We start from the raw sequence: 23,632 nt of genomic DNA on the forward strand, positions 1-23,632 counted from the left end.
TTGGTTGGCGTGAACTGACACGTCATTTTTTGAATCAGCAAGTGTAGGTTGTGCGTCAACATGAGACGTTAAATCAGGCTCATTCAAGTTAGGAGCATCAACTGCTGGTTTTGATTCAGGTGTAGATTCAGTCATGGTGGTATTCTCCTTAATGCTCGTTTGAGCGATGCCTGGGAAATTGCTTCCACAGTTTTTCAAACTGTTGCTGGAAAGCAGTAATAAAGCGCTGATCATCGGTTAAGGTAATGTCTTCTTGGTTGTATCTAGAAGCACTTCGAGTCCAGTTAAAACTGCCATTAATCATGCGTATACCATCAAAGATCGCAAATTTGTGGTGCATGTGATAATCCGATGTATCTATCTTCACTTGCACTCCTTTACGAGCGAGATAATCCACGTCACTTCCAGCATCAAACCGCTTGTTGCGATCAGTAATCACTCGGACTTCAACGCCTCGTTCATGAGCTTTAATAATGTGTTTAGTCAAATCATCATCTGCAATCGTAAAGACACAGATATCAATATGATTCCGAGCTAACTTAAGCTGTTCAACAATACCGTTGAAACAGTCTTTTCCCGGTGAAAACCAACTGCCAGCGATCTCATTGACTTGGGTTTCACGTGCTGTATCTAAAATTTTCACAACACGCTCTAACCACCGAATAACTTGGCAAGCATCTTCACCCGATTCAACGGCTTCATGCGCTAAACGAAATGACTGATTGCGTAAATACGCACGCTCTTCATCAGAACAGTTTAGGTGCGCCAATTTCTGTTTGAGATCTTTACGCTCTTGATCATCCAATCGAACATCGGCAATCGACGCCTTTAACCACTGTTCCCACTGTTGCTGATTCATGCGCCCGTATCTCCTGAAACTTTATCTCTTGAGGTATCACTTCCTGAAAAGCGGGCCGACACACCAGACACGTATTGGTTTAGCATTGCTAATTGCTGTACCACTTGACCCGCGCGATCCTCAGAATCTCCCATCATTTGCTGACGCTGATAACTCTGTTTGATCTCGTCCCAGCGTGCTCGTTGTGCTTTAGTCATATTGCCGCGCAGTTCAGCGAGTTTAAGCAAGTTTTCCTCTGTGCCATTAGCAAGGGTTTGAGCTTCGCCTTGGTAGTGATCTTGAATAAGGGTATCCAGTTCTTCATCGGTCATGACTGATGAAATTTTCTCTGCCAACTTATTCATATTTCGATAAGATCCTTGCAGCTTAAATGCAGGCTCAACCCGGTAATCATCTGCAGTTGCAGCGGATTGAATATATTGTTGGTTCACCTTAAGAACGGTCTGCTGCACACGCATTAATTTTTGCAACGTCGTGACCACTTCATTAGCTTGCGTCGCTGAATAAGAGTGTGTCATCTCACTCAATGCAATACTCTCCCCTTGTGCCATACGAACAAAACGGTACAAATCATTCAGATCGCGAGTCGCGAGCGGAGCTAATACTGAATTTGAAGTTAGAGAGTTTTCAATGAAACTCAAAGCAAACGCATTCCCCTGATCAGACAACATATCGCCCAAGTTATAAATATCAGCACGGTTGGCTAACATATCGGGAATACGGAACGCCTCACCCGTTTCTGTATACGGGTTACCCGCCATTACCACGGCAAACTTTTTACCGCGCATATCGTAAGTTTTGGTTTTACCTTGCCAAGTTCCATCGACCCGACGTGTTCCGTCACACAAGGAGATGAATTTTTGGAGCAATTCTGGGTTGGTGTGCTGAATATCATCGAGATAAAGCAACACGTTATTACCCATTTCAAATGCCAAGTTGATTTTTTCAATCTCGCGAGCGGCGTTTTGATCCGGAGCTAGGGCAGGATCCAACGATGTTACTTGGTGGCCAATCGAAGGACCGTTAACTTTCATGAATACCAAACCCAATTTAGAGGCAACGTATTCAATCAAGGTAGTTTTACCGTAACCTGGAGGAGAGATGAGCAGTAGCATCCCCATTAAGTCGGTGCGTTTTTTATCGCCCAACGTTCCCATCTGTTTCGCTAAGTTATCGCCAATTAACGGTAAATAACTATCACTAATCAGTTTATTACGTACAAATGAAGTTAATGGACGCGGCTTAAATTCCTGCAAGCGAAACTGTTGTTTTGCTTGGCTTAATAGCGCTGAACGTTTTTCTAGATAAGCATTAAAGCGTGGCACAATCACACTACGATGGTGTTCGCAGCGACGAATAAAATCATCCAATACTAACGGTAAAGCCCCTTGTTTAATCCGCTTATGCTCACCGAGTAAATCGGCGACTTTACCGGTTAAAGAAAAAGACACGCTACTCAATAGTTGTTGTGACAAGGTTTTACACATCGCGATGGCTGCCGCTTCCAACACAAACGCTTCGCCAGTCTTATTTTGTTTAGTGTAAGGAGTTAGCCATTGCACATGATCGGTAAATGCAGCGGCCATTGGCATCTCTTTCGCATTCCAACCCAAGCTACGTCGAAACTGAAGATAATCTTCGCTTAATTGAAATGCATCTTGGCTTACTTCAATTCTTGGCACTTTATCGGCTAAGATTTGAATCAAGTAATCGGCAGCTTCATGGGCATATTTGACCTCTAATTGAGGGAGTAATACCTCTTGCAGCGCAGAGTATGCATCAGCAGATTGTAAATGATCTCTCAGTAAAACAGCGTTGACCGCTTGCTCATGCCACTGAGATGTATCCTCTTGCTCTAGTAACCAAATAAGTGCTGCGGCGCGGGCACCTTGACTATAACGTAACAACCCAGCACGTTGATAAATGGGCAACATGGTCGACAGTATCTGCGCGGCATCATGGTCATGGATACCTTTCACATATCCCTCTTTATAACGAGGAGCAGCAAAACGCTGGATCAGATCTTTTAACGATTGCTCTTGGAGAGCTTGATACAAGCGGTCGAGTGAAAGATCATTCTGGTGATGTTGCGCAGCATGCAATATCAAATAAGCTAGGTATTCACCACGATACACATGCTCACTTTCTGATGTGACATCCAGTTTAGCGATGTCTTGGAGTTGCAGAAACTCTTGATCTTCTATCGGCTGATAAAAATCAGTACCTGAAATATGGGTGCATAGTTGCTCACTTTGTTCAATTAAACTTAAATCTAACCCCTGTTGGTTCACACTAAAACGGTGCTTACCAAGGCGTAAAACTTTACCACCTTGTTCAAATATATCTTGATTATCACGCATCGAGCGTAGTGACTGATCTTGCAGTGACTTCAATTTAGCGTCGATACTATCCGCTTTTACACTATCACCTAGTTCCCTGATTGATTCAGAAAGTTGGTGCAGTTTCATCACCATAGCATCGGTTGCAAAATAACTATTAAGTCCAGCAACATCATCAAAGCGATCGATACGTTTTTCAATGCTATTTAACGTGACGTTCGCAGCTTGTTGTAAGTTCTGAACTCGACGTTGCTGCGCAGCGACTAATTGCTGCTTGTGATTATCTAATGTCGACTGAATTTCATCGCGCTTGGTGTAGATTTCCGCGAGGAATTGGTCAAAGTCAGCGAAACGAGACTCCAACTTATCTAACTGACCAATCAAACGAGCTAACTGATTGTCGCACTCGTCTGGCGTGGTTGCCTGCTCCATGGCAGTACTCACCGCCTGTCCGAGCAATTTAAATTGGGCACTGAATTCTGCTTGAGCTTCTTCGCTTTGTAATGACTGACCTTTGGCGCGTAACTTAGCGGATAACGCATTCAATAGTGACGACACTTCCGTCGTCAGATCCAAGATCCGGGTAGATTGCGTTGGATCTTCAGTTTCGATATCCGTCACTTCCTCTGTGACTAACTGCAACTGCGAACGCAGCTCATCCACTTCCTGCTGCAAATCATTTAACTCAGCGGTTTTTTCTGTGGTTTCGAGCCTAGTTTCAATGTCCGCAATGGTGTGTTTATACGGTTGGTAAGCTTTCTCTTCTTGCAACAGGAGTAATAAACGATGATTCAGTTCATCACGCTGTAACTGCAGTTGCTCCAACATCTCATCGACACTTACCGTATCCATATAGTGTTGCTGGCGCAATGACATCACCGATCCGACTTCCGTTTTCACCTCGGCTAAAAGCGCAAGTAATGCATTAGCCTGCTCTTTAGGTGTTAATTTAATCTTACCGATTAACTCTGCTACATGCTGCTGTTGCTGCTCTAAACTTTGTGCTGCTGCGATCTGGAGTTGCTGAACCTTGGCAAACTCATCAATGATATTATCCGAGGTTTCGACAATCTCATGAATTGAGTCGCCAATTCCTAATGCATAGTGGTGCTTAAGCCAGTGGTAATGATCGAGGGTGGTATGACACTGCTTAAGTAACATTTCATACGCAGCTTGGGTGACCTCTTCATTGAGCGTAAGCTGACATATAGACAGTATTGATGATAACGCGCGAACCAATTCAGCATTACCCAAATTGAAGAGAGGACTTGAACCGTCCGCCTTCGCATTTTCTTGCGTATAAAATTCAGGAGTACAATACGGTGTATTCCAAATTTGCAGCGGATGAATAGTCGAAGCTTCTGGATTTTCTGCTGCCTGAAAAACGAGCATTCGTCCATCCGAATAGAGGCTAAATCCATAGCTATCGAGTGGAGCAGAAAAACGTTTCTCAATCATGTTATAAGAAAAAGAAACGTAGGCACCCTTCGCTTTATTAAAAAAGTAATAGATAACATCTTCGCCATTTGGCGACGCTATTTTTTGGAAGAATTCTAGATCCTTCCAAGGAATATCAAACAGCTTGTAATCGCCATTGGCTAACACGTAGCCATGGGCAAGTAAAATGCCATGGTTTTCCGGCAGAACTTTCGCGCTTCGTCCTAACGAATCAGCCCGAACGACCGATTGATTCATTGGGTTATAAATAAAGTAACGATGCTTTTTCTCACGGTGAGGCTTAATCCGCAGTACAATTAACTCACCCACGAAGGCATAATCAATGCTCGCATCGGCAACACTTTGATGCGGATCTTCCACTTCTTCGCTATAAATCCCTTTCCCATCTTCGGTGTTATCTTCGACCTTAATAGTTAAATCACCTCCCACACATTCAACAAAGAGCTTATCTTGTATCGAAACATGGGGGTGAGTACCAAGAATATGGTTGTCGCGTGTGGTCGCAATCCAATCAAAATCAAATTGCGGCACACTCTCTAATGTCGTGTGACCAAGAGCGTCCAGGTAGGTAACCGATTCTCCATTAACTTGAAAGCGAAACACCTTACGGTCATCAGGTCGCATCCCGATTTGAAAGACCACATAAAGCGTACTTTCTTGACGAGAGATTTGCTGTAACTTCGCGTCACTGTAATAGGTAAATAGCTCGGTGAATTCATGGTGGAATCGGTCATCTGCCAAGAAGCTCTCATGTACCGATAAAGGTTCAACACGGAAAATGCCATCATTTTCGTGCAGTTGATATAAACCAAAGACATCGTTAAGTTCAGGCACGGCTTTTAAACCAACTTTTACCTGATAACCAAACAGCAGTTGGTTACTAACTTGCGCCATATCGATGGGAATACAACGTGCTTCGGTTTGCACATTAGCCTTCCCAACCAAAGTCATTTCCTGACCACCGAAAATTTGTTGACGCTCTTGATTAAATGATTTGGCGAGCGATTTAAGCTGCTCACCTTGTTGTGCTAAACGGGATTTTAGAACCTCGTATGCACCACCTTCTGTGACTGCTTGCTGTGTCTTTTCTGACATACTAAACCCTTTAAATCCCGCCTCAGAAAGAGGCGGGACAAATTAGAAGAAATGAACGTTAGGCGTTATCGTTATGCCCAGAAGTTCCCAGTGTCGCTTTTAGCTTATTAAGTACTTCTGTTGCGCCACCTTGCGAATTCAATAAACCCGCTAACGCAACATTACTTAAATCGCTGCTTTTCAGTTCGCTGTTCTCTAAAATATCTTTGAGATCTTGCGGTAAACTGCGACTACCATTCATATATTCCGCAACTAGCGGTTTCATCACTTCAGATTCAGTAAATTTGGTATCCATCGCTGCGGCATCAAGAATCGTACGGCGTAATTGTTCCATACCTTCACCACCAAACAGCTTGATATCGGCTTGTGACAGTGCTTGTGACAATGCTTTTGCGTTCTCACCTACAACCGCTTTCTGTGCGTCAATACGTGCTAGTTCAAGCTCTTTCGCTTGTTGTAGCTGCATCACCCACTTGTCATGTTCACGAGTGTGATCATCGTATTTCTGAGTAGCTTCAAAGCGTGCTGTTTGCGCTTCAGCTTCTGCAATACCTTTCGCGCGCAGAGCTTCAGCTTCAGCTTGGCCTGTCGTTTGCAAGGTGTACGCTTGTGCTTCCCCGGTTTCACGAATCGCTTGTGCTCGTTCGCGTTCAACCGTAATTTCAGCCAAACCAGTAGCACTAATGAATTCTTTCTCAGCTTGGGCCATACGTTCTTTCGCAGCTGCTTCACGCTCTTTCGCCACATATTCAGCTTGAGCACGTTTCTCAGCAGCGATTTGTTCTGCTTCAGCTCGTTTCGCGACAACGACTTGCTCGGCTTCTGCTTCACGAGTGCGAACGGCCAAATCGTTTTCGGCAGTGCGAGTTTTCACTTGCATGTCCGCTTCATTTTCGATCAACAGACGTTCTGCTTTTTCACGAGCAGCATCTTTTTCGGCGCGCGCCGCAACCAACAGTTCTAACTGTTTTGCTTCGGCTTGAGCTTCTGCTTCAACCATTTTCACACGTTTATCACGGTTGACTTGCTCGTTAACGCGAAGGTTTTCGGTCTCTTCTTCTTCTTTGGCGATCTTACGTTCAATTTCCACACGTTGAGAGCGCATTTCAGCCACAGACTTACGAGCTTCTTCGACTGTGGTTTCTTTATGCATCTCTTTTTCCGCCACTTCTGCGGCAGTACGTACCTTTTCCGTTTCAACAGAACGTGTAAGCTCTTCTTGTTGAATCGCTACTTGACGCTGGTTTGCAATACGCGTCATTTCGACTTCCATCTCAACGCTTTCACGTCTTTTAGAGATTTCTTCCTCTGTTTCCAATTCAGCAAGTCGAGTTAATCGATTGTATTCTTCACGCTTTTCAGACGCTAACGCTTCCTCTTGCGCTTTGATGATTTCAATCTCACGCTGAGTTCTCGCGATGCTTTCTTTCTCTTGTTTATCTAACTGCAGACGGTTAGCTTCTGCTTCAACGTTTTTCTTCTTGATGGTGGTTTGTTCATCTTGGCGAATCGCGTTGGTTTCGGTATTTTTTTGCGCAGTGATCATCGAGATCTTGCGGATACCTTCCACATCGAGAATGTTATCTGGGCTATGAGCATCAAGAGACGTTTGGTCGATCTTATCAATCACCACGTCATAAATTTTAAACCCATCCATTTCACTGCCAATCACTGTAACAACCGCATCTCTAAACGCACGGCGATTAGTCAGCAGCTCTTCAAACTCAAACTGTTTAACGGCTGTTTTTAAGGCTTCAGAGAATTTAGGCTGAAAGTGCTCTTTCAAACGTTCAATATTTGAAGCTTCTTTGGCAGTGAACAATTTAGCAACACGAACAATATCTTCTTCTTCGTGGTTTACACCAATATAAAAATCCACTTTTAAATCGGCTCGAATATTATCGCGACAGTGCAGACCTTCATATTCTTCACCGTCTTTGTCCTTTTTACCGCTACGAACAACGGAGATCTTCTTACGAGTAATATCCATATATTCGTATTGGTTGATAACTGGCCAGACAAACGTACCAGTTAAAGACGCTCGGGTTCGCTCTAATCCATTGACGATCAAAGCATCCCCTTCACCGCGTACCTTTTTATACCGTGATGTTAGGAAAAATAGGATCAACAGGAAAACGACTATTCCTGAGATTACAAATATCATACTGGGGGAAAGTACCATGCTAATTCCTCAATTATCAGCTGCTTACTGCCACGATATAACGGTTCGAGGCTTTGTCTTTAGAAACGATGATGACCTCATCGCCGTAATAAACTGGAGTGTTCTGGTCGATAATGGCATCGAGCAAAAATTCATTGCCTCGATGTTTAACCATAATCTCTCCAATATCTTGATTAATAGTGCTGCTATGCACGCGTGCTTTTAAGCCGATGTAATTCACCTCGGCAAAATTGTGTTTGCTAAATAGCGGAGTCAGGGGCTTTAGAACCCAAGCAGAAATAAATAGGGCGAGATATGCAGTAACAGGAATACTGATAATATCTACCACAAACCATACGGTTAAATCGGAGAATCGCGCACTCCACTCTTGGTAATAAAAAGAGAGAATGGTGGCGAAAAAAAAGCTAACAAATAAGGCAACAGCCAAAGGAACTTTTGATAAAACCGGAGGAAGAAGAATTCCTGAACCAGGAATATCATCTAAATCAAACAGGTCTAAATCTGCCGTAAAGGTTTCAAACACATTGCACACCATATCAACCAACATGATGACAAAAAGAACCGTTAACGGAATGAAGAATATACTGGTAGGAAAACCCAGTAATAGAGATACAAAGTCTTGTATTTCCATAAGTTACCAATTGACGTTTATTAATAATTACGCTTGATTACACAAGCGCTTAAAATTTATTATTAGGTATACGAATACGAGACACGTCTATGCGTTTCTTTATGAATTCAAACCTATTCTTCTCAATTAACAAAAAGTTGAAATAGTCGTTGCTACAAAAGGCTGCTTTCATGCAGCTTATATTCTTTTGAACATCGAAAGCTATTCCATGAATAGATACACGTTATAAGCCAAATAATTTAATATCGATTCAGTAACTTAATGCCAGAATAATGAGAAGTAACCTAGCAATGGCAGTAGGTTACAACAGAGTGTATGTGCCACGTAGTTTCCAATATACTATTTTGGGACAACTTCTCATTTTTTTATGAAATGGTTTAATAATAAATTTATAAATAAATCGGTCTTTATAAATATAAAACTCTGTATTCTAAGGACCTGAAGAGACAAGATTCAAAGATTCATCTACGAGTTCAGATCAAACCCAATAACAGTAGAATGCTTATACCCTTTCAACATTATTGGGCATAACCAATACCGTTTAATCCGACGCGAGATAGCGTAGAAGGGAGGCTCGATTAGGATTAGATTTAAGCCATTGTTTCGTTTTTACAGCTTGGGTTGCATCGTCTTCACCAACCATTTGCGTCAGCCGTTCAATACGCCCCAATTCAGCTTTTTCAGTTCTAACGCGAGTTTGCCATTGTTGGGTGAAAATCTTTGGCAATTGGTCACCTAACGCTAATGACTTTAGCAGTTGCCATTCTCCGCCATCTAACCAAGCCTCATCACAGCTGCCACACAGATCTATACGATGAGTAGACTCTCCAGTGACAGAATATTTAGTCATTATTTTGCCACATTTGGGGCAACGTAAAGCCGTTTTAGTATCTGATTCAGCTTCTAAGCTTGCAGTAGATTCAATTTCATCTTCTAAAGCAAAACGTTCAACCCAATCACGATAGTGCAATAGAGATAACAAGCTCCCTGCGCATTGAGGGCAACCGAGCACGGGTAAACCATCCTCCAACTTGGTTGGATCTAATGTTGTATCTTTACATTTTGGACAGTACATAAAAGTTCCTTTCATCTAGCCAATATACCCAAGTAACCTAAAGATGCGGTTTCAGCGAGAATATATTCTCCCTTCGTAAGCTCATTTGGGTATAACCAATTGTTGTATTTTTAAAAATCTAAAATTAAGTGCGATAGCTTAGGTTTAGATAAGTCGTATTTCTGCGTAATGTGTTTATCACCTTTCCAACGTTCAAAAAAGTTTTCACTCACTAGAACCAAATGAAGTGTTAAATGGTTTCCAAAATCAAATTTGTGCTTAACTTGTCCCCACTTGCTACTGATAAGTTTCATAGCGAATGCAGTCTGCTAAAGTTAGGAGTACACTGCCCTTACTTACATCGCCTCCATTAACTAATAGGTATGGATACATTATGCTCGATATAAAAACCTTAACCAATGACCTTTCTGTTTGTGCTCAAATCGATAAAATGGATTTAAAAACGATTGCAGATAAAGGCTTTAAAACCATCATTTGCAATCGTCCAGATGGTGAAGCTGAAGAGCAACCGCTCAATGGTGAATTAGAAATGCTGGCTAACCGCTTGGGTCTTGATTTTATTCAGCAACCGGTCATTGCTGGTGCTCTAATCGATGAAGATTATCAAACCTTCGCTAAACTCATTAACGAAGCTCAGAAACCTATTCTGGCATTTTGTCGCACCGGTACCCGTTGCTCGACATTATGGGTAAATGGCACCCAAGATTTTGGCAGTGTCGATGCTCGCCTCGCCAAAGCAACTGAACTTGGTTTTAAAATTAAAACACTCTAAATATGTAATATCCCCAAGCAACCTACTTAAAAGCCATGCAGGTGCATGGCTTTATTCAAATGACAGCAATCCTTTAAACAATTAATCCAATCACATCATGCAAAGTAGGAGCAAAATAAAGCAACCAAATAAAATAGCTCCTGAGAAATAAGGCAATGTATTTTGGTAATTAAATACATGCGGCTTTATTCCTTGAATTTGCTCTTGGGAAAGCTCACTTTCCATATAACTTTTACGACAATGAGTGCATTCCATACCAATTTTCTTTGAAGTGACAAGTGATGGAATCCAGTACAAATGAAAATATCTTAAAAGTCCAAACGTAACATATTCGTTGTGTCCACAATGTTCACACATATGACTTTCTATCACAGGCCCTGACACGGTTTTACCGCGGGTACCAAAAATAATCATTATTGTTATACTCCAAAATTACTCTAGCCAACCGCTATGCGGTGATATTAGACGCAAAAATCTAATCTCATTTTATCGATAAGATCGAATAAGCCCCTTCTTCATTAATATTCTGTATCAGTCATTTAAACCAATAAGAAATAAGAAGGTCGACAACGAATTTAAATATCGTTATTAGACAATCGCAGATGATAGCAATGAAGTGATCCCCTAAACCCTCAAAATGCGGGGTTAAGAACGAATACATTCGCGCTGCAACAGCACCTTGAGATTAATTGGGTATATCATGTTGATTTATTTGTTAAAGTCAGCATTGTTATCGGACGAGATTCTAGCAAAACATAAGAGAGACTCTTTGCGTTTAGGAGTGCTCTTTGAATAAAGATCACAGTGGAATTTGTTATTCTCCCAGAAAGCCGCCAAAGTAAGGTAAAAAAGTGGTGTAACATCCGTTATCACGTCGAATCTGACACTTTTGGATTGGCACACCATACAGTTCTGTAAGATTCTGCTCTGTTAGAATGTCACGCTTATTTCCTGTCAAACAGCGTTTATCTTTCATAATTAATAAAATATTATCGGCGATGAGCTGTGCCTGAGCAGGTTCATGAGTTGAAAATAACACACTAATATTACGCTCTTTGGCTAGTGAATAGAGCAACTCTATCACTGTCGATTGAAAAGCAAGGTCGAGAGCAGTTGTAGGCTCATCAAGAATAAGCACGTCGCATTTAGTCGCCAAAGCTCGGGCAATCAAAACCAGTTGCTGCTGACCGCCCGATAAACGGTCAAACTCATGCTCGGCAAGATATCCTATCGATAACATATCCAGAGCTTGATGCGCCATTTGAAAATCGAGGTGGCTCGGCGAAGAAAAAAGACCGATATTGTTTGCCCTCCCCATCAGCACCATATCAATAACCGAATAAGAAAATGCGCTATCAAACCGTTGGGGAACAAAGTTAATCTCCCCAGCATGTGCAACTTGCCCTTGTAACGGTTGATGGTGACCGAGCAAGGTCTTCATTAACGTGGTTTTACCCTGGCCGTTTCCGCCCAATATTGCTGTAATTTCCCCCCTGCGTAATTCCAAACTAACGGGGTCAAATAACGGACAATTAGGTTGATAACCACACACCAAATCTTCTGTTTTTAGCGTGATGTCATTCATCGTAAAACCTCACGGCGATTGAAATAGATAAGGAACATGATCAACACAGTACCAATCAATGCGGTTAAGATACCTAACGGAACTTCCCCATCAGTGAGAGTACGAGCAAGATCATCCACAACCACCATCAGTGCGGCGCCAATCGCCATTGAAGCGGGTAACAATCGTCGATGATCTGGGCCGACAAGCATTCGGCCAATATGAGGGACAACTAAACCAACCCAACCGATATTACCACTCACAGCCACTTGGCTAGCGATGATAAGCGCACATAAGATCAACACAATCCAACGAGTACGATTCGAGCGGGGATCTAGCGTATTGGCATCTTCTTCCCCCATCGATAACACATTAATACGCCATCGCATGCCTAACAGCATCATGCTAGCAATACTTAGTGGAACAAACATGGTCACTAAACTTTGCCAATTCGCGGTGGCAACGCTGCCCAATAACCAGAATACAATATTCGGTAGTACTTCCTCTGTATCAGCCAGAAACTGCACTAAGCTAACTAACGCACTAAACAAACCGCTTAAGATCACGCCCGCCAGAATCAGCACAAGGCGATTTTGTTGACCAAATAATTTAGCGATCAAAAACACCAAAGCTAAAGCGAGCAAGCCAAAACTGAATGTCGAACATAACAATCCCATTTGCCCAAGGCCTAGCAGAATCGCTAACGTTCCACCAAATGCAGCCCCAGATGAAACCCCAATAATATGCGGGCTAACTAATGGATTACGAAACACCCCTTGTAGTGTTGCGCCGCAGAGCGACAATCCAGCGCCAGCCCCAAGCGCCATTAATACCCTCGGCAAGCGTACATTCCAGATAATCTGATGTTCTATGGCGCTAGGCGCATGGGAAAAATGAAATAGAGGTTGAGTTAATGCCTCAACAATTGAAGAAACACTCATTGAGTAAGTACCTACTCCCAATGAGAAAAGGGCTATAACAAAAGCGCCCACAATAAGGGCACTTTGTGATAGTAGCGTTGATCGCACCATTATTGAGTAACCGCTCGTGGCTCTTTATCAAAACGAGTGTGATAAAAATGCAGGTAATAAGCGTTCGCCATTTTAGACATATCGATATCTTTAAACTTGGTCGGATAGAGTTTTTTCGCCATCCACATCTCACCAAGAGCCATCGCTTCAGGTGTTGGATAGCCCCAAGCTTTGGCGTATTCAGGCATAAGATATACGTGATGTTCTTTTACTGCATCGATGGCTTGCCAACGCGGATCATGATTGATTTCGTCGACAACATGAGGATAACGACTTTGAACAAAAATCACCTCAGGATTCCATTTCATCACATTTTCAATCGATACCTGCTGATAACCTTTGATGGTTTTGGCTGCCACATTTTCTGCTCTAGCATGTTGCATCATTAAGCCGGTATATTTGCCCGAACCATATGTAGTCAGATTGGGGTTCGCCATATACACACGAATACGTTTGTCATCAGGAATCGCTTTTAAGTGCTCGGATACTTTTGCTCGGTCAGCAAAGGCTGTTTTGATCAGCTCTTCTGCCTGCTGGTCTTTATTAACAATGTTCCCAATTAAACGAATACCTTGCTTTAACCCCTCGTTATACACTTGCTCTTCATTCGTCATTGATGCATTCATTTTGTTTGCCTGATTTTTAGCATCTTTACGTAATGAAATGGCCACTACCGGGATACCGGCATCCGTGATCTGTTGAATCATCGCAGGCGGAGCGTAGTTAGTCACAAACACAACTTGGGGGTGGATTTTCAACAAGCTTTCAATATTCACTTGCGTTAAATCACCTGGCATTGGTAATAAAGGTAATTGTGGATCAAGGCGCACCACATCTGCCCCTAAATGTTTCTTCCAGCTCGAAAGAACACCCACAATTTTATCTTTAGCATCTAACTGCATGAGTAAATCTAAAGTTTGATGTTGCAATACCACAACACGGTTTACTTGGTCAGGAACAGTCACAGTACGACCAATTTGATCAACGATAGTACGGCTAGCAAACACCGAAGAGCTAGCAGCGCACAACAATGCTGCGCAGAAAAGAGAAACAAAACGTTTATTCATAGCATTAGGTTCTAATTAAGATGGGTTGAATATATCAAAATACGCTGATAGTACTCATACTCAAGGTGTTATATCAAAAAAAGTTTAGATGAATCAAAAATAATTTAATTACTATTTAAGGTTTGTCGAAAACACCTGCAGTGACGTTAAAAACCAGTTGATATCTTTGAATACCTGACAAGTTTAAAGAACAAAAACTGCTTTGATATTCTCTAGTTCTTATAAATAACGAGTACAACCAGCACATTATCGCTTGAACGTGAGGAGTTGAATAATATCCTCCGATAATGCTCTTCCCCTTGGAGTTGCAAGGCCAATCACTCGCTTCAATTCAATATTTCTCAGACCTCGGGTGACCACATCATCGCGCTTTTGTACCGAGTGAGACGGAACAACAGAAACCCCTAAACCAGCTGCGACTAGATCCAACGCATACTCTTCGGTTTTTACTGTCGCACGAATATTGAGCCCCATCCCCTGATTTTGAATGGCATAACGCCATGCATCATCAATGTCACAAGGTTGGCGACTAATAAATGGGACTTGGTTGAGTGCGGCTAGAGGAATAGTCTCTAATCGAGTTAATGGGTGATTAAGCGGTAATGCCAGTACATAACTATCGGTCCATAAATGCTGGAAGATTTCACTGTCGGCACATTGTGTTTTAGGAATAATACGCGCATCTGCAGGTTCATCGATATCCACCAGCGTTAGATCGAGGTCATTCACTGACTCAAGCAACATCTTTACCAATTCACTGACACGCTCACTACCAAGAAACGGGCTCAGTGCCAGCCTTAACTGGCGCTTTGGCGCAGCTAAACTAAACAGTGATTTTAACTCCCCCACCCCAAAAAGTAGCTCTTTTGCTTTGGGGTAGAGCTGCATCCCTTCAGGGGTAGGACTCACGCCTTTCGTATGTCGCACGAATAGCTGGCAACCTAATTCGCTCTCCAACTGAGCGACAGCAGACGAAATAGAGGGTTGGGAAATAAAGCAACGTTTCGAAGCCGCACTAAAACTTAACTCTTCAAACACCGCAACAAAATATTTTAATGATCGGAACATCCGTGCTCCATAAATAACTGTTGATGACAGAAGTTTCTACCATACCTGAAAAGTTGATATAGACAAAAGCTATACCCGTTCTAGATATTCCATATTTTACCTATATCTAGCTGAGCCTTAGGATGAATTTATGATTACTACAGATTAAATAAGGATGTTGTTATGACCATGGAATTTATGGATGAACTTGGATTAAGTGCATTTATTTGTGGAGAATATTATCCCTCAATAGTCAGCGGAGCGAAAACGCTACTTGGTCAGGGAGCTCAGCATGACTGCACCAGCCCAATAGATGGAACCAAAACGGCTCGATTTCAGCTTGCGACACCGGAGCAGTTAAATGCTCAAACCGAACGTGCTTGCGCTGCATTCAAAATATGGCGCAACACGCCAGCACCAGTTCGTGGTCAATTTGTACGCCGCATTGGAGAATTAGCGCGCCAATACAAAACTCAACTAGCTCAGGTCATTACCTTAGAAGCAGGGAAGATTCTTCCCGAAGCACTGGGCGAAGTACAAGAATGGATCGACGTCTGTGATTTTGCCGTCGGCCTATCACGTCAATTACACGGTTTAACTATTGCCAGCGAACGTCCAGGGCATCGTATGATGGAACAGTGGCATCCACTTGGTCCTGTCGCCGTTATCTCTGCTTATAACTTTCCAATGGCAGTGTGGTCATGGAATGCTATGCTAGGGCTCGTCTGCGGTGATGCCATAGTATGGAAACCCTCGGAAAAGTCGCCACTTTGCGCCCTCGCAATTCAAACCATTGTTAATCGCGCCCTTGATGAAATGCCAGATGTTCCAAAAGACATTGTCAGTGTCATTATTGGAGGTGGGGAAATAGGCAAAGCAATGAGCCAAGACCAACGCTATCCTTTAGTCTCAGCAACCGGTTCAACTCGCATGGGTAAGAGTGTTGGTGAAGCGGTTGGCGCTCGATTAGGTCGTTCGCTTCTTGAGCTTGGTGGAAACAATGCCATGATCGTATCTGAACACGCCGATCTGGATCTCGCATTACGCGCTATCGTCTTTGCTGCCGTAGGCACCGCAGGTCAACGTTGTACTTCCTTACGTCGCGTCATCGTGCATCACTCTGTGAAACAAGCACTCTGTGAAAAGTTAGTTCAAGCGTATCAATCTTTGCGTATTGGCGATCCTCGTAGCGAGCATATTTTAGTAGGCCCACTTATTGATGAAATGAGTTACGCCACCATGCAAGCCGCATTAACAGACGCCAAACAGCAAGGCGGTACCGTCTTAATTGGTGGTGAGCGAGTGACTGAAAAGGTTCCTGAAGGCGGATTTTATGTCACACCAAGTATTGTCGACATCGCGGCCAATGCAGCTATCGTGCAGCAAGAAACCTTTGCCCCTATTCTGTATGTGATGAGTTACGAAAATATCGAACAAGCCATTGATATACAAAATGATGTCCCCCAAGGACTCTCCTCTGCCATCTTTACCGAAAACCTAAAAGAAGCCGAGTTATTTCTATCACCCTCAGGTTCAGATTGCGGTTTAGCCAATGTCAACATTGGTACTTCAGGTGCAGAAATCGGCGGTGCATTCGGTGGCGAAAAAGAAACCGGTGGTGGCAGAGAGTCAGGATCTGATGCTTGGAAAAATTATATGCGTCGCTCAACCAATACCATCAATTATGGTGGAGAACTACCGCTGGCTCAGGGCATTGTTTTCGAATAATGTATTTTGATATACCCGAATAAGATTCGGCGCTCCATCACGCCGAATCTTATTTTGCCCCTACAAGCGCGGGCGAGTTAAAGCGGGATCAAACGGATTGATCGTAGCGCTAAGCTTTTGTGCTTCTTGCTTCATTAATTCAACAATAATAGGTAATCGATCCGCTTTAAGACGTGCAGCTAAGGTACCAATACTCAGGGCGGCAACAATTCGACCGTTACAATCAAATACGGGGACCGCTATCCCTGCCATACCTTCAATTAATCCGCTGTTTTTTGCACAAAACCCTTGGGCTTTTACTTTTTGTATTTCCGAACGAATCTCTACTTCATCATACGCGTTATAGTCTTTGTAGCGTCCTAAGTTGTGCTGCAATATTTCTTCCTGCTCAGAGTGATCCAAGAAAGCCAAGATAGCCATAGAACCTTGACCAACACCTAATGCGACTCGGCCTCCAACATCGCCAGTAAAGGTTTGAATAGGGAAAGGACCTTCAAATCGATCAAGGCAAATGGCATCATATCCATTGCGTACCAAAAGAAATATCGTGTCATTAAGCCTTGCACCTAACCTTAGTAATACGGGTTTAGCCAACTCTCTTAATCCCCCGGACAGCCCAGCATTTGCCGCTATAGAAAAAAACTCCAAGCCCAGTGAATAGCGTTTATCCGCTTCTTGAATCACCACCCTTTCATCAACCAATGATTTTAAGATTCGATGCACTGAAGCGGGTGTCATCTCTGTTTCAGCCACAATATCAGTAATTCTCATCCCTGTTTCATTGTGATTCGCGAGTAAACGGATCACTTTAAATAAACGTGCAGTACTACTTAACGATTCCAAACGACCTCCTTGTAACACCAACACGTCTCATAGCATTGAACACTTATTGTTCAGCATTGGTGCATTTCATTTCATATTTGTGCATTCCTGTACATTCTAGCCTGAACCATAAGTGGTGCAAAACTGCACAACGAAATATAAATAATAATATTTATAAAATAATTCCGTATATCGGAAAAAATAAATAAATAATTCCTTTCAGTGGAATAAATGACAGTGTGTGGCATAGATAGTGCAACTTTCTGATAACAAGGAAACGTATACGAACATGCTCAACAACGATACATGTTCCTGAATGGAGGCTCTGTTATGGCTTTTTTGTCACTATCCAATCTGTGTAAGAATTACGGCGGTCGACAAGTAATAAAAAATATCAATCTGTCGATTGAACAAGGCGAATTCATTTCACTGCTCGGCCCTTCTGGGTGTGGGAAAACCACAACATTACAAATGATTGCGGGTTTTGTGGACGTTACTCATGGCGCCATCATGCTGAAAGATCGCAATATCACTCAAGTTCCACCGAATGAACGAGGCTTAGGCATAGTATTTCAATCCTATGCGCTATTTCCACATATGACGGTGGCGGAAAATGTGATGTTCGGTTTGCAAATGCGCAAAGTAGAATCCACCGAAAAAATTCAACGCACCGAAAAAATTCTTAAACACGTCCATCTTGACCAATACAAAGACCGCTACCCACGCCACCTTTCAGGGGGTCAAAGACAGCGAGTTGCGTTAGCGCGTGCTCTGGTTATTAACCCAGATATTTTGCTGCTTGATGAACCGCTCTCAAACCTCGATGCTAAACTGCGCGAAGAGATGCAGTATGAACTGCGTCGCATCCAATCATCGTTTGGTACCACCACGCTAATGGTGACTCACGACCAAAACGAGGCCATGTCTATTAGTGATCGGGTCGTGGTGATGCAAGATGGCGTCATCGTGCAAACAGATACACCACAACAGCTGTATCAATATCCGAAAAATACTTTTGTGTCTTCGTTCGTGGGTCATTCGAATCTTATAAAAAGCACCATTACTCAAGTAACGCCAACCTGTACGACTCTCACACTAGCCAATCAGTTTAAGATTGAATTACAGAGAAAATTTCATTTTGTCGCCAATTCAATGGTGATTCTGAGTTTACGCCCCGAATCTCTTGTTATTGTGCCCCAAGGTCAAGGACGACTTGGTGGAGTGCTAACTGAACAATTTTTCATGGGCAGTCACTGGGTATACCTCATCGATACTCCAGTCGGTCGCTTAGAGGTGATGTCATCACACAATACACCAAATGCACTCAAGATAGGCGCCCCGATAGACCTCAATTGGGCCGATAATGATTGTCGCCTGCTACCCACTTCAGAGCGCAATCATGAAGAGGTCGCAGCATGATGGCAGATGATGTTTTAGCTCCAGAAACACAGCGCTCAATACGTCCCAAATCCCCCCACATTGCACCTTGGTTTATGTGTAGCATTGGTACCATGATTTTTCTCATCATGATCATTACGCCGCTTGCTATCACCATCATGCTGTCTTTTAACAGTTATGACCCAGACCTTGGTGCTATTGCAGGAACATTTACCCTCGATAACTTTACTGGCATTTTTACAGACCCATGGTATTGGGAAATCTTTGGTCGCACCATTTGGGTTAGCTTTTTAGTGACTCTGTTGTGCGCCATGATAGCGATTCCTGAAGCGATGATTCTTAACCGTATGGCAAGAGGATGGCGCTCAATCATGTTAGTGGTGATCCTTTCTCCACTGCTGATTTCGGTGGTCATCCGCTCATTTGGCTGGAGTTTATTATTAGCAGACAATGGCTTGATTAACCGCTGTTTAGAATTTTTTGGCATTCCTGCCGTCACCATGCTCTATCAACAAACCGCTGTCATTATTGCACTTGTACACGTGATGATGCCGTTCATGTTAATTCCGCTTTGGACCACCATTCAAAAAATGGATCCCGAAGTTGAAAACGCAGCGCTCTCTTTGAACGCCAGCCGCTGGAGCACCTTCTATAAAGTACTATTGCCCCAAATGACTCCAGGCATTCTCTCCGGATCTCTGATTGTATTTGCATTAAGTGCAAGTTCATTTGTTATCCCAGGCATCTTAGGTGGTCGTAGGTTTAAAGTCGTTGCCACCCTGATATACGACCAGTATTTGCGGGAGCTTAACTGGCCAACAGGCGCGGCATTAGCCTTGATATTATTACTGGCGAACATGCTGATCATCGTGAATTTCAACCGTCTATTACAACGCCGTTATAAACGTAAATTGGAGGATTAACGATGAGCAAAAATGGTCCTATTTCACTTATATTCCATTGCTTGGTCGTCACCTTTATGTTGGCACCTCTCGTTGTGGTTTGCTTAGTAGCCTTTACCCCCGAACCAACATTGAGTTTACCAACGACTCACTGGTCATTACGTTGGTTTTATACCCTACTCGAACACGACGAATTCATCAGTTCATTTTGGCTCAGCTTGGGATTAGCGGCAGGTTCTGCCACACTATCTTGTTTAATCGCGATTCCCGCTGGATTAGCCCTGATTCGCTACGAATTTCCGGGGAAGAAAACCATTAGCGCCTTGCTGTTTTCACCTCTGCTGATTCCACACCTCGTTCTTGGTGTGGCGTTAATGCGCATGTTTACCTTAATGGGAGTAAATGGTTCGATATTTTGGCTGCTACTCGCTCATATCGTCGTCGTTACCCCCTATGTATTACGCCTTATTTTTACTGCCTTGATGGGTTTTGATCGCGCGACAGAGCAAGCGGCGCAATCACTGGGAGCCAACAAACTTACCGTATTTTTCAAAGTCACCCTGCCAATCATTCTACCGGGCATTGCCGGAGGCTGGGCACTCGCGTTTATCAATAGCTTTGATGAAGTGACCATGTCGGTATTTGTGACATCCCCGTCAACCATCACGCTACCGGTACGCATGTATATGTACACCACAGAATCTATCGACCCAATGATTGCGGCCGTCTCTACGGTGATGATTTTAATCACTGCCGTTCTTATGTTTGTTATTGATCGCTTCTATGGATTGGATCGCCTGCTAATAGGAAAAAATTAAGAGGTACTTATGGACAAACCGCATTGGCATGAGGAAGGAAATACCATCATCATGCATCGAGTCCAAGAGCTAGATCGGACTCCCATTGTTTTTTCATTTGACGGTCAAGACATCACCGGTTTTGAAGGTGATTCGATTCTTATCGCCATTTTGACTCGCTTCCCTTACCTACGAAAAAACGAATTTAGCCACCAGCCAAGAAGCGGCTTCTGTTTAATGGGGGCGTGTCAAGAATGTTGGGTGTGGGATCAACAAGGAGAACGTATCCGCTCCTGTTCAACGCCTTTGCAAGCGGGGATGGAACTCTTCTCGACATCGCCTGTTATTCAAGGAGAACCTGCTCATGAATCATAATGTGGTGATCATTGGCTCGGGTCCTGCAGGAATGGCAGCTGCTAAGGCCTTAGTTGCTCAAGGAATTCATCCCACCGTCATTGACGAAAATGGCAAATCGGGTGGGCAAATCTATCGCCAGCAACCCGATAACTTTACACGCACCAAAAAACAGTTGTATGGTTTTGATGCGAAAGAAGCAGAGCAAACGCTGGATGAATGGCAAGAAATTCAACCTCACGTCACCTATTTACCTCACCACCTAGTGTGGAACGCCGCAGGCAATACGCTATATCTATTTGACCAACAACGCCCAAAATATAAAGAACTCCATTGGGATTCATTGATTATTGCTAACGGTGCCACTGACCGTATTTTGCCTTTTTCTGGTTGGACACTCCCCGGTATTTACACACTCGGTGCAGCGCAGATTGCACTCAAAAATCAGGGGTGTGTGATCGGCAGTGAGATCGTACTTGCTGGCAATGGTCCATTACTCTATTTACTGGCTTGGCAATACCTTAAAGCTGGCGCAAACCTTAAAGCCATCCTTGACTATTCCGGTTTTATGGATCAATGCAAAGCGACAACCAAACTGCTGCACGCGCCTAAAGTCGTGTACAAAGGCGTCTATTTTCTCACTGAACTGAAACGTGCAGGGGTAAAAATCGTCTATAACGCGCGCCTAGATTCTGCTAATGGCAATAAAAAAGTGACTGGAATTCATTGGCATAGAGAGGGAGAAAGTAAAGCAAGCCATTATATCGAATGTGATTCAATCGCCTTTGGGTATGGGCTGCGATCTGAAACCCAAATACCTGACTTATTGGGCTGCGAGTTCTACTACCATGAGCAATATCGCGATTGGCTACCCAAATTAGATAACCAACAAACCACAGTCCCCGGACTGTATCTCGCCGGCGATGGCAGTGGCATTGCTGGCGTCTATGCCGCCAAACTCAGCGGTGAAAAAGCCGCAAATCAAATCCTAAGCTCCCTTAACTTGCCCGTTTCTGAGCACGCATCGTCAGCCATCGATAAACGCTTGGGGCACTACACCACGTTTTCGTATGGCTTAACACAAGCTTTTCCTTTTCCTACGACATGGGCAGCCAACGTCTCAGACGATACCGTCATCTGCCGCTGTGAAAATGTGACTGCCGGAGATATTCGTGCCACGGTGCACAATAAAGGCGCTGAAGAGATGAATCAGTTAAAAGCACATTGCCGCAGTGGCATGGGACGTTGTCAGGGACGAGTCTGCAGCACTGCGATTCGTGAATTATTAGCCTATGAAACCAATAAACCCAGCAATGCTGTCGGGCGAATTCGTTCACAAAGCCCATTAAAACCTATCCCTATTATTATTGAAGAGGAGCTGGCCGATGAACACCATTAAGTCAGATGTTATCGTCATTGGTGGTGGTATTGTAGGTTCATCTGCCACGCTGTTTATGAGCCAAAAGGGGCTTAACGTTACGTTAATTGAGCGTGATGTGTGTGGCAGTCGTTCAAGTGGGGTTAACTTTGGTGGCGTACGTTGCCAAGGGCGCCCGGTCTCGCACCTTCCTCTAGCGATTCGTGCGCGTGATATCTGGCGCGATGCAGACAATGTCATTGGCGGTAAGTTCGAATATACAGTGACCGGACATCTTAAAATTGCCCGTAACGAAGAAGAACTGACCATTCTTAATGACTACTACGCTGATTCGCAAGGCATGGGACTTGATCTGCAAATGTTATCTGGCGATGAAATCCGCCGTCGCTACCCATGGTTTAGTGGCCGAGTTCTTGGTGGTTCACTCTCTCCGCATGACGGCCAAGCTAACCCTCGTATTGTAAGCCCAGCATTTGCTGCAGCAGCACGCCGAGCAGGAGCGCGAGTGTGTGAACATGAGCCAGTACAAACAGTAGAAAAGCTTGCAACCGGTTATCGCGTTACGACCAAAGAAGGCATCTACGAAGCCGAACAGTTGGTTATCAGTGCTGGTGCGTGGAGTAACAACATCGCGACACAACTGGGGGAATCGTTTCCATTAACGCACGGCTTTCCTGCGATGGCAGTCACGGAGCCTGTCCCTTATTTTCTCCATCCATGTTTAGGTGTGCAGGGAGGCGACATATACATCCGCCAAGTGACTCGCGGTAATGTGGTCTTTGGCGGCGGAACTGGCGTTGCCGTCAGTGATTCCTCTTCGCGCGCCACCAGCAATAATCTCATGGCCCTTATGGCGCGTCTTTTGGAATTAATTCCATCAATGAAAAACACCCAAATTTTACGTACTTGGTCTGGTATGGAAGGATTCTTACCCGAAAACACCCCGGTGATCGACAAGAGCTTAAATCACTCTGGTCTTTACTACGGGTTTGGCTTTTCCGGTGGCGGTTTTGAAATCGGCCCAGGCGCAGGAGCCGCACTGGCTGATCTCGTTGCTCATGGTAGCACCACAACTGATCTTACCCCTTTTAGTATGTCTCGATTCGCATCATCCGACTGCTAGACAATTAATC

General features: G+C 43.7%; 19 protein-coding genes. 8 read left to right on the forward strand and 11 right to left on the reverse strand.

The features are described from left to right. Positions 1 to 148 precede the first annotated feature (148 nt). The 5 genes from I1A42_RS22620 to I1A42_RS22640 form a co-directional block, all read right to left on the reverse strand. On the reverse strand, positions 149 to 859 hold the full coding sequence (locus I1A42_RS22620) for a phospholipase D-like domain-containing protein (RefSeq protein WP_196125172.1): 711 nt from the start codon (positions 857 to 859) through the stop codon (positions 149 to 151). Then, the gene (locus I1A42_RS22625) at positions 856 to 5,751 is read right to left on the reverse strand and encodes a DNA repair ATPase (RefSeq protein ID WP_196125174.1); all 4,896 of its coding nucleotides are present in this window, start codon (positions 5,749 to 5,751) and stop codon (positions 856 to 858) included. Before I1A42_RS22625 ends, I1A42_RS22620 begins: the two co-directional genes overlap by 4 nt. A 58-nt stretch (positions 5,752 to 5,809) precedes the next feature. Then, entirely contained in the window at positions 5,810 to 7,933 is a 2,124-nt protein-coding gene (locus I1A42_RS22630) for a peptidase (RefSeq protein ID WP_196125176.1), read from the reverse strand. Between the two features lie 16 nt (positions 7,934 to 7,949). Then, complete coding sequence (locus I1A42_RS22635; protein WP_196125179.1) at positions 7,950 to 8,564, reverse strand: DUF1449 domain-containing protein; 615 nt, start codon at positions 8,562 to 8,564, stop codon at positions 7,950 to 7,952. Positions 8,565 to 9,105: 541 nt separating this feature from the next. Continuing rightward, on the reverse strand, positions 9,106 to 9,639 hold the full coding sequence (locus I1A42_RS22640; RefSeq protein WP_161153315.1) for a zf-TFIIB domain-containing protein: 534 nt from the start codon (positions 9,637 to 9,639) through the stop codon (positions 9,106 to 9,108). Between the two features lie 373 nt (positions 9,640 to 10,012). On the opposite strand from I1A42_RS22640, the gene I1A42_RS22645 reads away from it, so the two are divergent. Next, positions 10,013 to 10,411: a TIGR01244 family sulfur transferase gene (locus I1A42_RS22645; RefSeq protein ID WP_196125181.1), complete on the forward strand. Its 399-nt coding sequence runs from the start codon at positions 10,013 to 10,015 to the stop codon at positions 10,409 to 10,411. A gap of 90 nt (positions 10,412 to 10,501) precedes the next feature. On the opposite strand, the gene I1A42_RS22650 is transcribed toward I1A42_RS22645, so the two are convergent. The 5 genes from I1A42_RS22650 to I1A42_RS22670 form a co-directional block, all read right to left on the reverse strand. Next, positions 10,502 to 10,825, reverse strand: a complete 324-nt coding sequence (locus I1A42_RS22650) for a hypothetical protein (protein ID WP_161153317.1) — start codon at positions 10,823 to 10,825, stop codon at positions 10,502 to 10,504. Positions 10,826 to 11,225: 400 nt separating this feature from the next. Beyond that, positions 11,226 to 11,996 carry an ABC transporter ATP-binding protein gene (locus tag I1A42_RS22655; protein WP_196125182.1) on the reverse strand — a complete coding sequence of 257 codons (771 nt, stop codon included), beginning with the start codon at positions 11,994 to 11,996 and terminating at the stop codon, positions 11,226 to 11,228. Beyond that, the gene (locus I1A42_RS22660; RefSeq protein ID WP_196125183.1) at positions 11,993 to 13,006 is read right to left on the reverse strand and encodes a FecCD family ABC transporter permease; all 1,014 of its coding nucleotides are present in this window, start codon (positions 13,004 to 13,006) and stop codon (positions 11,993 to 11,995) included. The genes I1A42_RS22655 and I1A42_RS22660 overlap by 4 nt, the downstream gene beginning before the upstream one ends. Continuing rightward, positions 13,006 to 14,073 (reverse strand): ABC transporter substrate-binding protein, encoded by a 1,068-nt coding sequence (locus I1A42_RS22665; RefSeq protein ID WP_196125184.1) that lies wholly within the window; start codon positions 14,071 to 14,073, stop codon positions 13,006 to 13,008. The genes I1A42_RS22660 and I1A42_RS22665 overlap by 1 nt, the downstream gene beginning before the upstream one ends. Positions 14,074 to 14,319: 246 nt before the next feature. Beyond that, positions 14,320 to 15,141, reverse strand: coding sequence for a LysR family transcriptional regulator (locus tag I1A42_RS22670; protein WP_196125186.1), 822 nt, complete (start codon positions 15,139 to 15,141; stop codon positions 14,320 to 14,322). Positions 15,142 to 15,303: 162 nt separating this feature from the next. Here I1A42_RS22670 and amaB point away from each other — a divergent pair, with 162 nt between their 5' ends. After that, the gene (amaB, locus tag I1A42_RS22675) at positions 15,304 to 16,848 is read left to right on the forward strand and encodes an L-piperidine-6-carboxylate dehydrogenase (RefSeq protein WP_196125188.1); all 1,545 of its coding nucleotides are present in this window, start codon (positions 15,304 to 15,306) and stop codon (positions 16,846 to 16,848) included. A 60-nt stretch (positions 16,849 to 16,908) separates the two neighbouring features. Here amaB and I1A42_RS22680 read toward each other — a convergent pair whose 3' ends face one another. Then, positions 16,909 to 17,691, reverse strand: coding sequence for an IclR family transcriptional regulator (locus tag I1A42_RS22680; protein WP_230389720.1), 783 nt, complete (start codon positions 17,689 to 17,691; stop codon positions 16,909 to 16,911). A gap of 309 nt (positions 17,692 to 18,000) precedes the next feature. Here I1A42_RS22680 and I1A42_RS22685 point away from each other — a divergent pair, with 309 nt between their 5' ends. Genes I1A42_RS22685 through I1A42_RS22710 form a run of 6 tightly spaced genes read left to right on the forward strand, consistent with a single transcriptional unit; the run spans position 18,001 to position 23,622 of the window. After that, positions 18,001 to 19,089, forward strand: a complete 1,089-nt coding sequence (locus I1A42_RS22685) for an ABC transporter ATP-binding protein (RefSeq protein ID WP_196125190.1) — start codon at positions 18,001 to 18,003, stop codon at positions 19,087 to 19,089. Further along, on the forward strand, positions 19,086 to 19,991 hold the full coding sequence (locus I1A42_RS22690; protein WP_230389722.1) for an ABC transporter permease: 906 nt from the start codon (positions 19,086 to 19,088) through the stop codon (positions 19,989 to 19,991). The genes I1A42_RS22685 and I1A42_RS22690 overlap by 4 nt, the downstream gene beginning before the upstream one ends. A 2-nt stretch (positions 19,992 to 19,993) precedes the next feature. Then, on the forward strand, positions 19,994 to 20,788 hold the full coding sequence (locus I1A42_RS22695) for an ABC transporter permease (RefSeq protein ID WP_161153324.1): 795 nt from the start codon (positions 19,994 to 19,996) through the stop codon (positions 20,786 to 20,788). Positions 20,789 to 20,797: 9 nt separating this feature from the next. Continuing rightward, the gene (locus tag I1A42_RS22700; RefSeq protein WP_161153325.1) at positions 20,798 to 21,142 is read left to right on the forward strand and encodes a (2Fe-2S)-binding protein; all 345 of its coding nucleotides are present in this window, start codon (positions 20,798 to 20,800) and stop codon (positions 21,140 to 21,142) included. Beyond that, positions 21,132 to 22,520 carry an FAD/NAD(P)-dependent oxidoreductase gene (locus I1A42_RS22705; RefSeq protein ID WP_196125192.1) on the forward strand — a complete coding sequence of 463 codons (1,389 nt, stop codon included), beginning with the start codon at positions 21,132 to 21,134 and terminating at the stop codon, positions 22,518 to 22,520. The genes I1A42_RS22700 and I1A42_RS22705 overlap by 11 nt, the downstream gene beginning before the upstream one ends. Next, a complete protein-coding gene (locus I1A42_RS22710; RefSeq protein ID WP_196125193.1) occupies positions 22,507 to 23,622 on the forward strand; it encodes an NAD(P)/FAD-dependent oxidoreductase in 1,116 nt (371 codons plus the stop codon). Before I1A42_RS22705 ends, I1A42_RS22710 begins: the two co-directional genes overlap by 14 nt. Positions 23,623 to 23,632 lie beyond the last annotated feature (10 nt).

The organism is Vibrio nitrifigilis, assembly GCF_015686695.1.
GTDB classification, from domain to species: domain Bacteria; phylum Pseudomonadota; class Gammaproteobacteria; order Enterobacterales; family Vibrionaceae; genus Vibrio; species Vibrio nitrifigilis.

What these genes read in the sequence shown, in the direction of transcription:
- I1A42_RS22620 (WP_196125172.1), bottom strand. Translation starts at nt 859, where the DNA reads ATGAATCAGCAACAGTGGGAACAGTGGTTAAAGGCGTCGATTGCCGAT.
- I1A42_RS22625 (WP_196125174.1), bottom strand. Translation starts at nt 5,751, where the DNA reads ATGTCAGAAAAGACACAGCAAGCAGTCACAGAAGGTGGTGCATACGAG.
- I1A42_RS22630 (WP_196125176.1), bottom strand. Translation starts at nt 7,933, where the DNA reads ATGGTACTTTCCCCCAGTATGATATTTGTAATCTCAGGAATAGTCGTT.
- I1A42_RS22635 (WP_196125179.1), bottom strand. Translation starts at nt 8,564, where the DNA reads ATGGAAATACAAGACTTTGTATCTCTATTACTGGGTTTTCCTACCAGT.
- I1A42_RS22640 (WP_161153315.1), bottom strand. Translation starts at nt 9,639, where the DNA reads ATGTACTGTCCAAAATGTAAAGATACAACATTAGATCCAACCAAGTTG.
- I1A42_RS22645 (WP_196125181.1), top strand. Translation starts at nt 10,013, where the DNA reads ATGCTCGATATAAAAACCTTAACCAATGACCTTTCTGTTTGTGCTCAA.
- I1A42_RS22650 (WP_161153317.1), bottom strand. Translation starts at nt 10,825, where the DNA reads ATGATTATTTTTGGTACCCGCGGTAAAACCGTGTCAGGGCCTGTGATA.
- I1A42_RS22655 (WP_196125182.1), bottom strand. Translation starts at nt 11,996, where the DNA reads ATGAATGACATCACGCTAAAAACAGAAGATTTGGTGTGTGGTTATCAA.
- I1A42_RS22660 (WP_196125183.1), bottom strand. Translation starts at nt 13,006, where the DNA reads ATGGTGCGATCAACGCTACTATCACAAAGTGCCCTTATTGTGGGCGCT.
- I1A42_RS22665 (WP_196125184.1), bottom strand. Translation starts at nt 14,073, where the DNA reads ATGAATAAACGTTTTGTTTCTCTTTTCTGCGCAGCATTGTTGTGCGCT.
- I1A42_RS22670 (WP_196125186.1), bottom strand. Translation starts at nt 15,141, where the DNA reads ATGTTCCGATCATTAAAATATTTTGTTGCGGTGTTTGAAGAGTTAAGT.
- amaB (WP_196125188.1), top strand. Translation starts at nt 15,304, where the DNA reads ATGACCATGGAATTTATGGATGAACTTGGATTAAGTGCATTTATTTGT.
- I1A42_RS22685 (WP_196125190.1), top strand. Translation starts at nt 18,001, where the DNA reads ATGGCTTTTTTGTCACTATCCAATCTGTGTAAGAATTACGGCGGTCGA.
- I1A42_RS22690 (WP_230389722.1), top strand. Translation starts at nt 19,086, where the DNA reads ATGATGGCAGATGATGTTTTAGCTCCAGAAACACAGCGCTCAATACGT.
- I1A42_RS22695 (WP_161153324.1), top strand. Translation starts at nt 19,994, where the DNA reads ATGAGCAAAAATGGTCCTATTTCACTTATATTCCATTGCTTGGTCGTC.
- I1A42_RS22700 (WP_161153325.1), top strand. Translation starts at nt 20,798, where the DNA reads ATGGACAAACCGCATTGGCATGAGGAAGGAAATACCATCATCATGCAT.
- I1A42_RS22705 (WP_196125192.1), top strand. Translation starts at nt 21,132, where the DNA reads ATGAATCATAATGTGGTGATCATTGGCTCGGGTCCTGCAGGAATGGCA.
- I1A42_RS22710 (WP_196125193.1), top strand. Translation starts at nt 22,507, where the DNA reads ATGAACACCATTAAGTCAGATGTTATCGTCATTGGTGGTGGTATTGTA.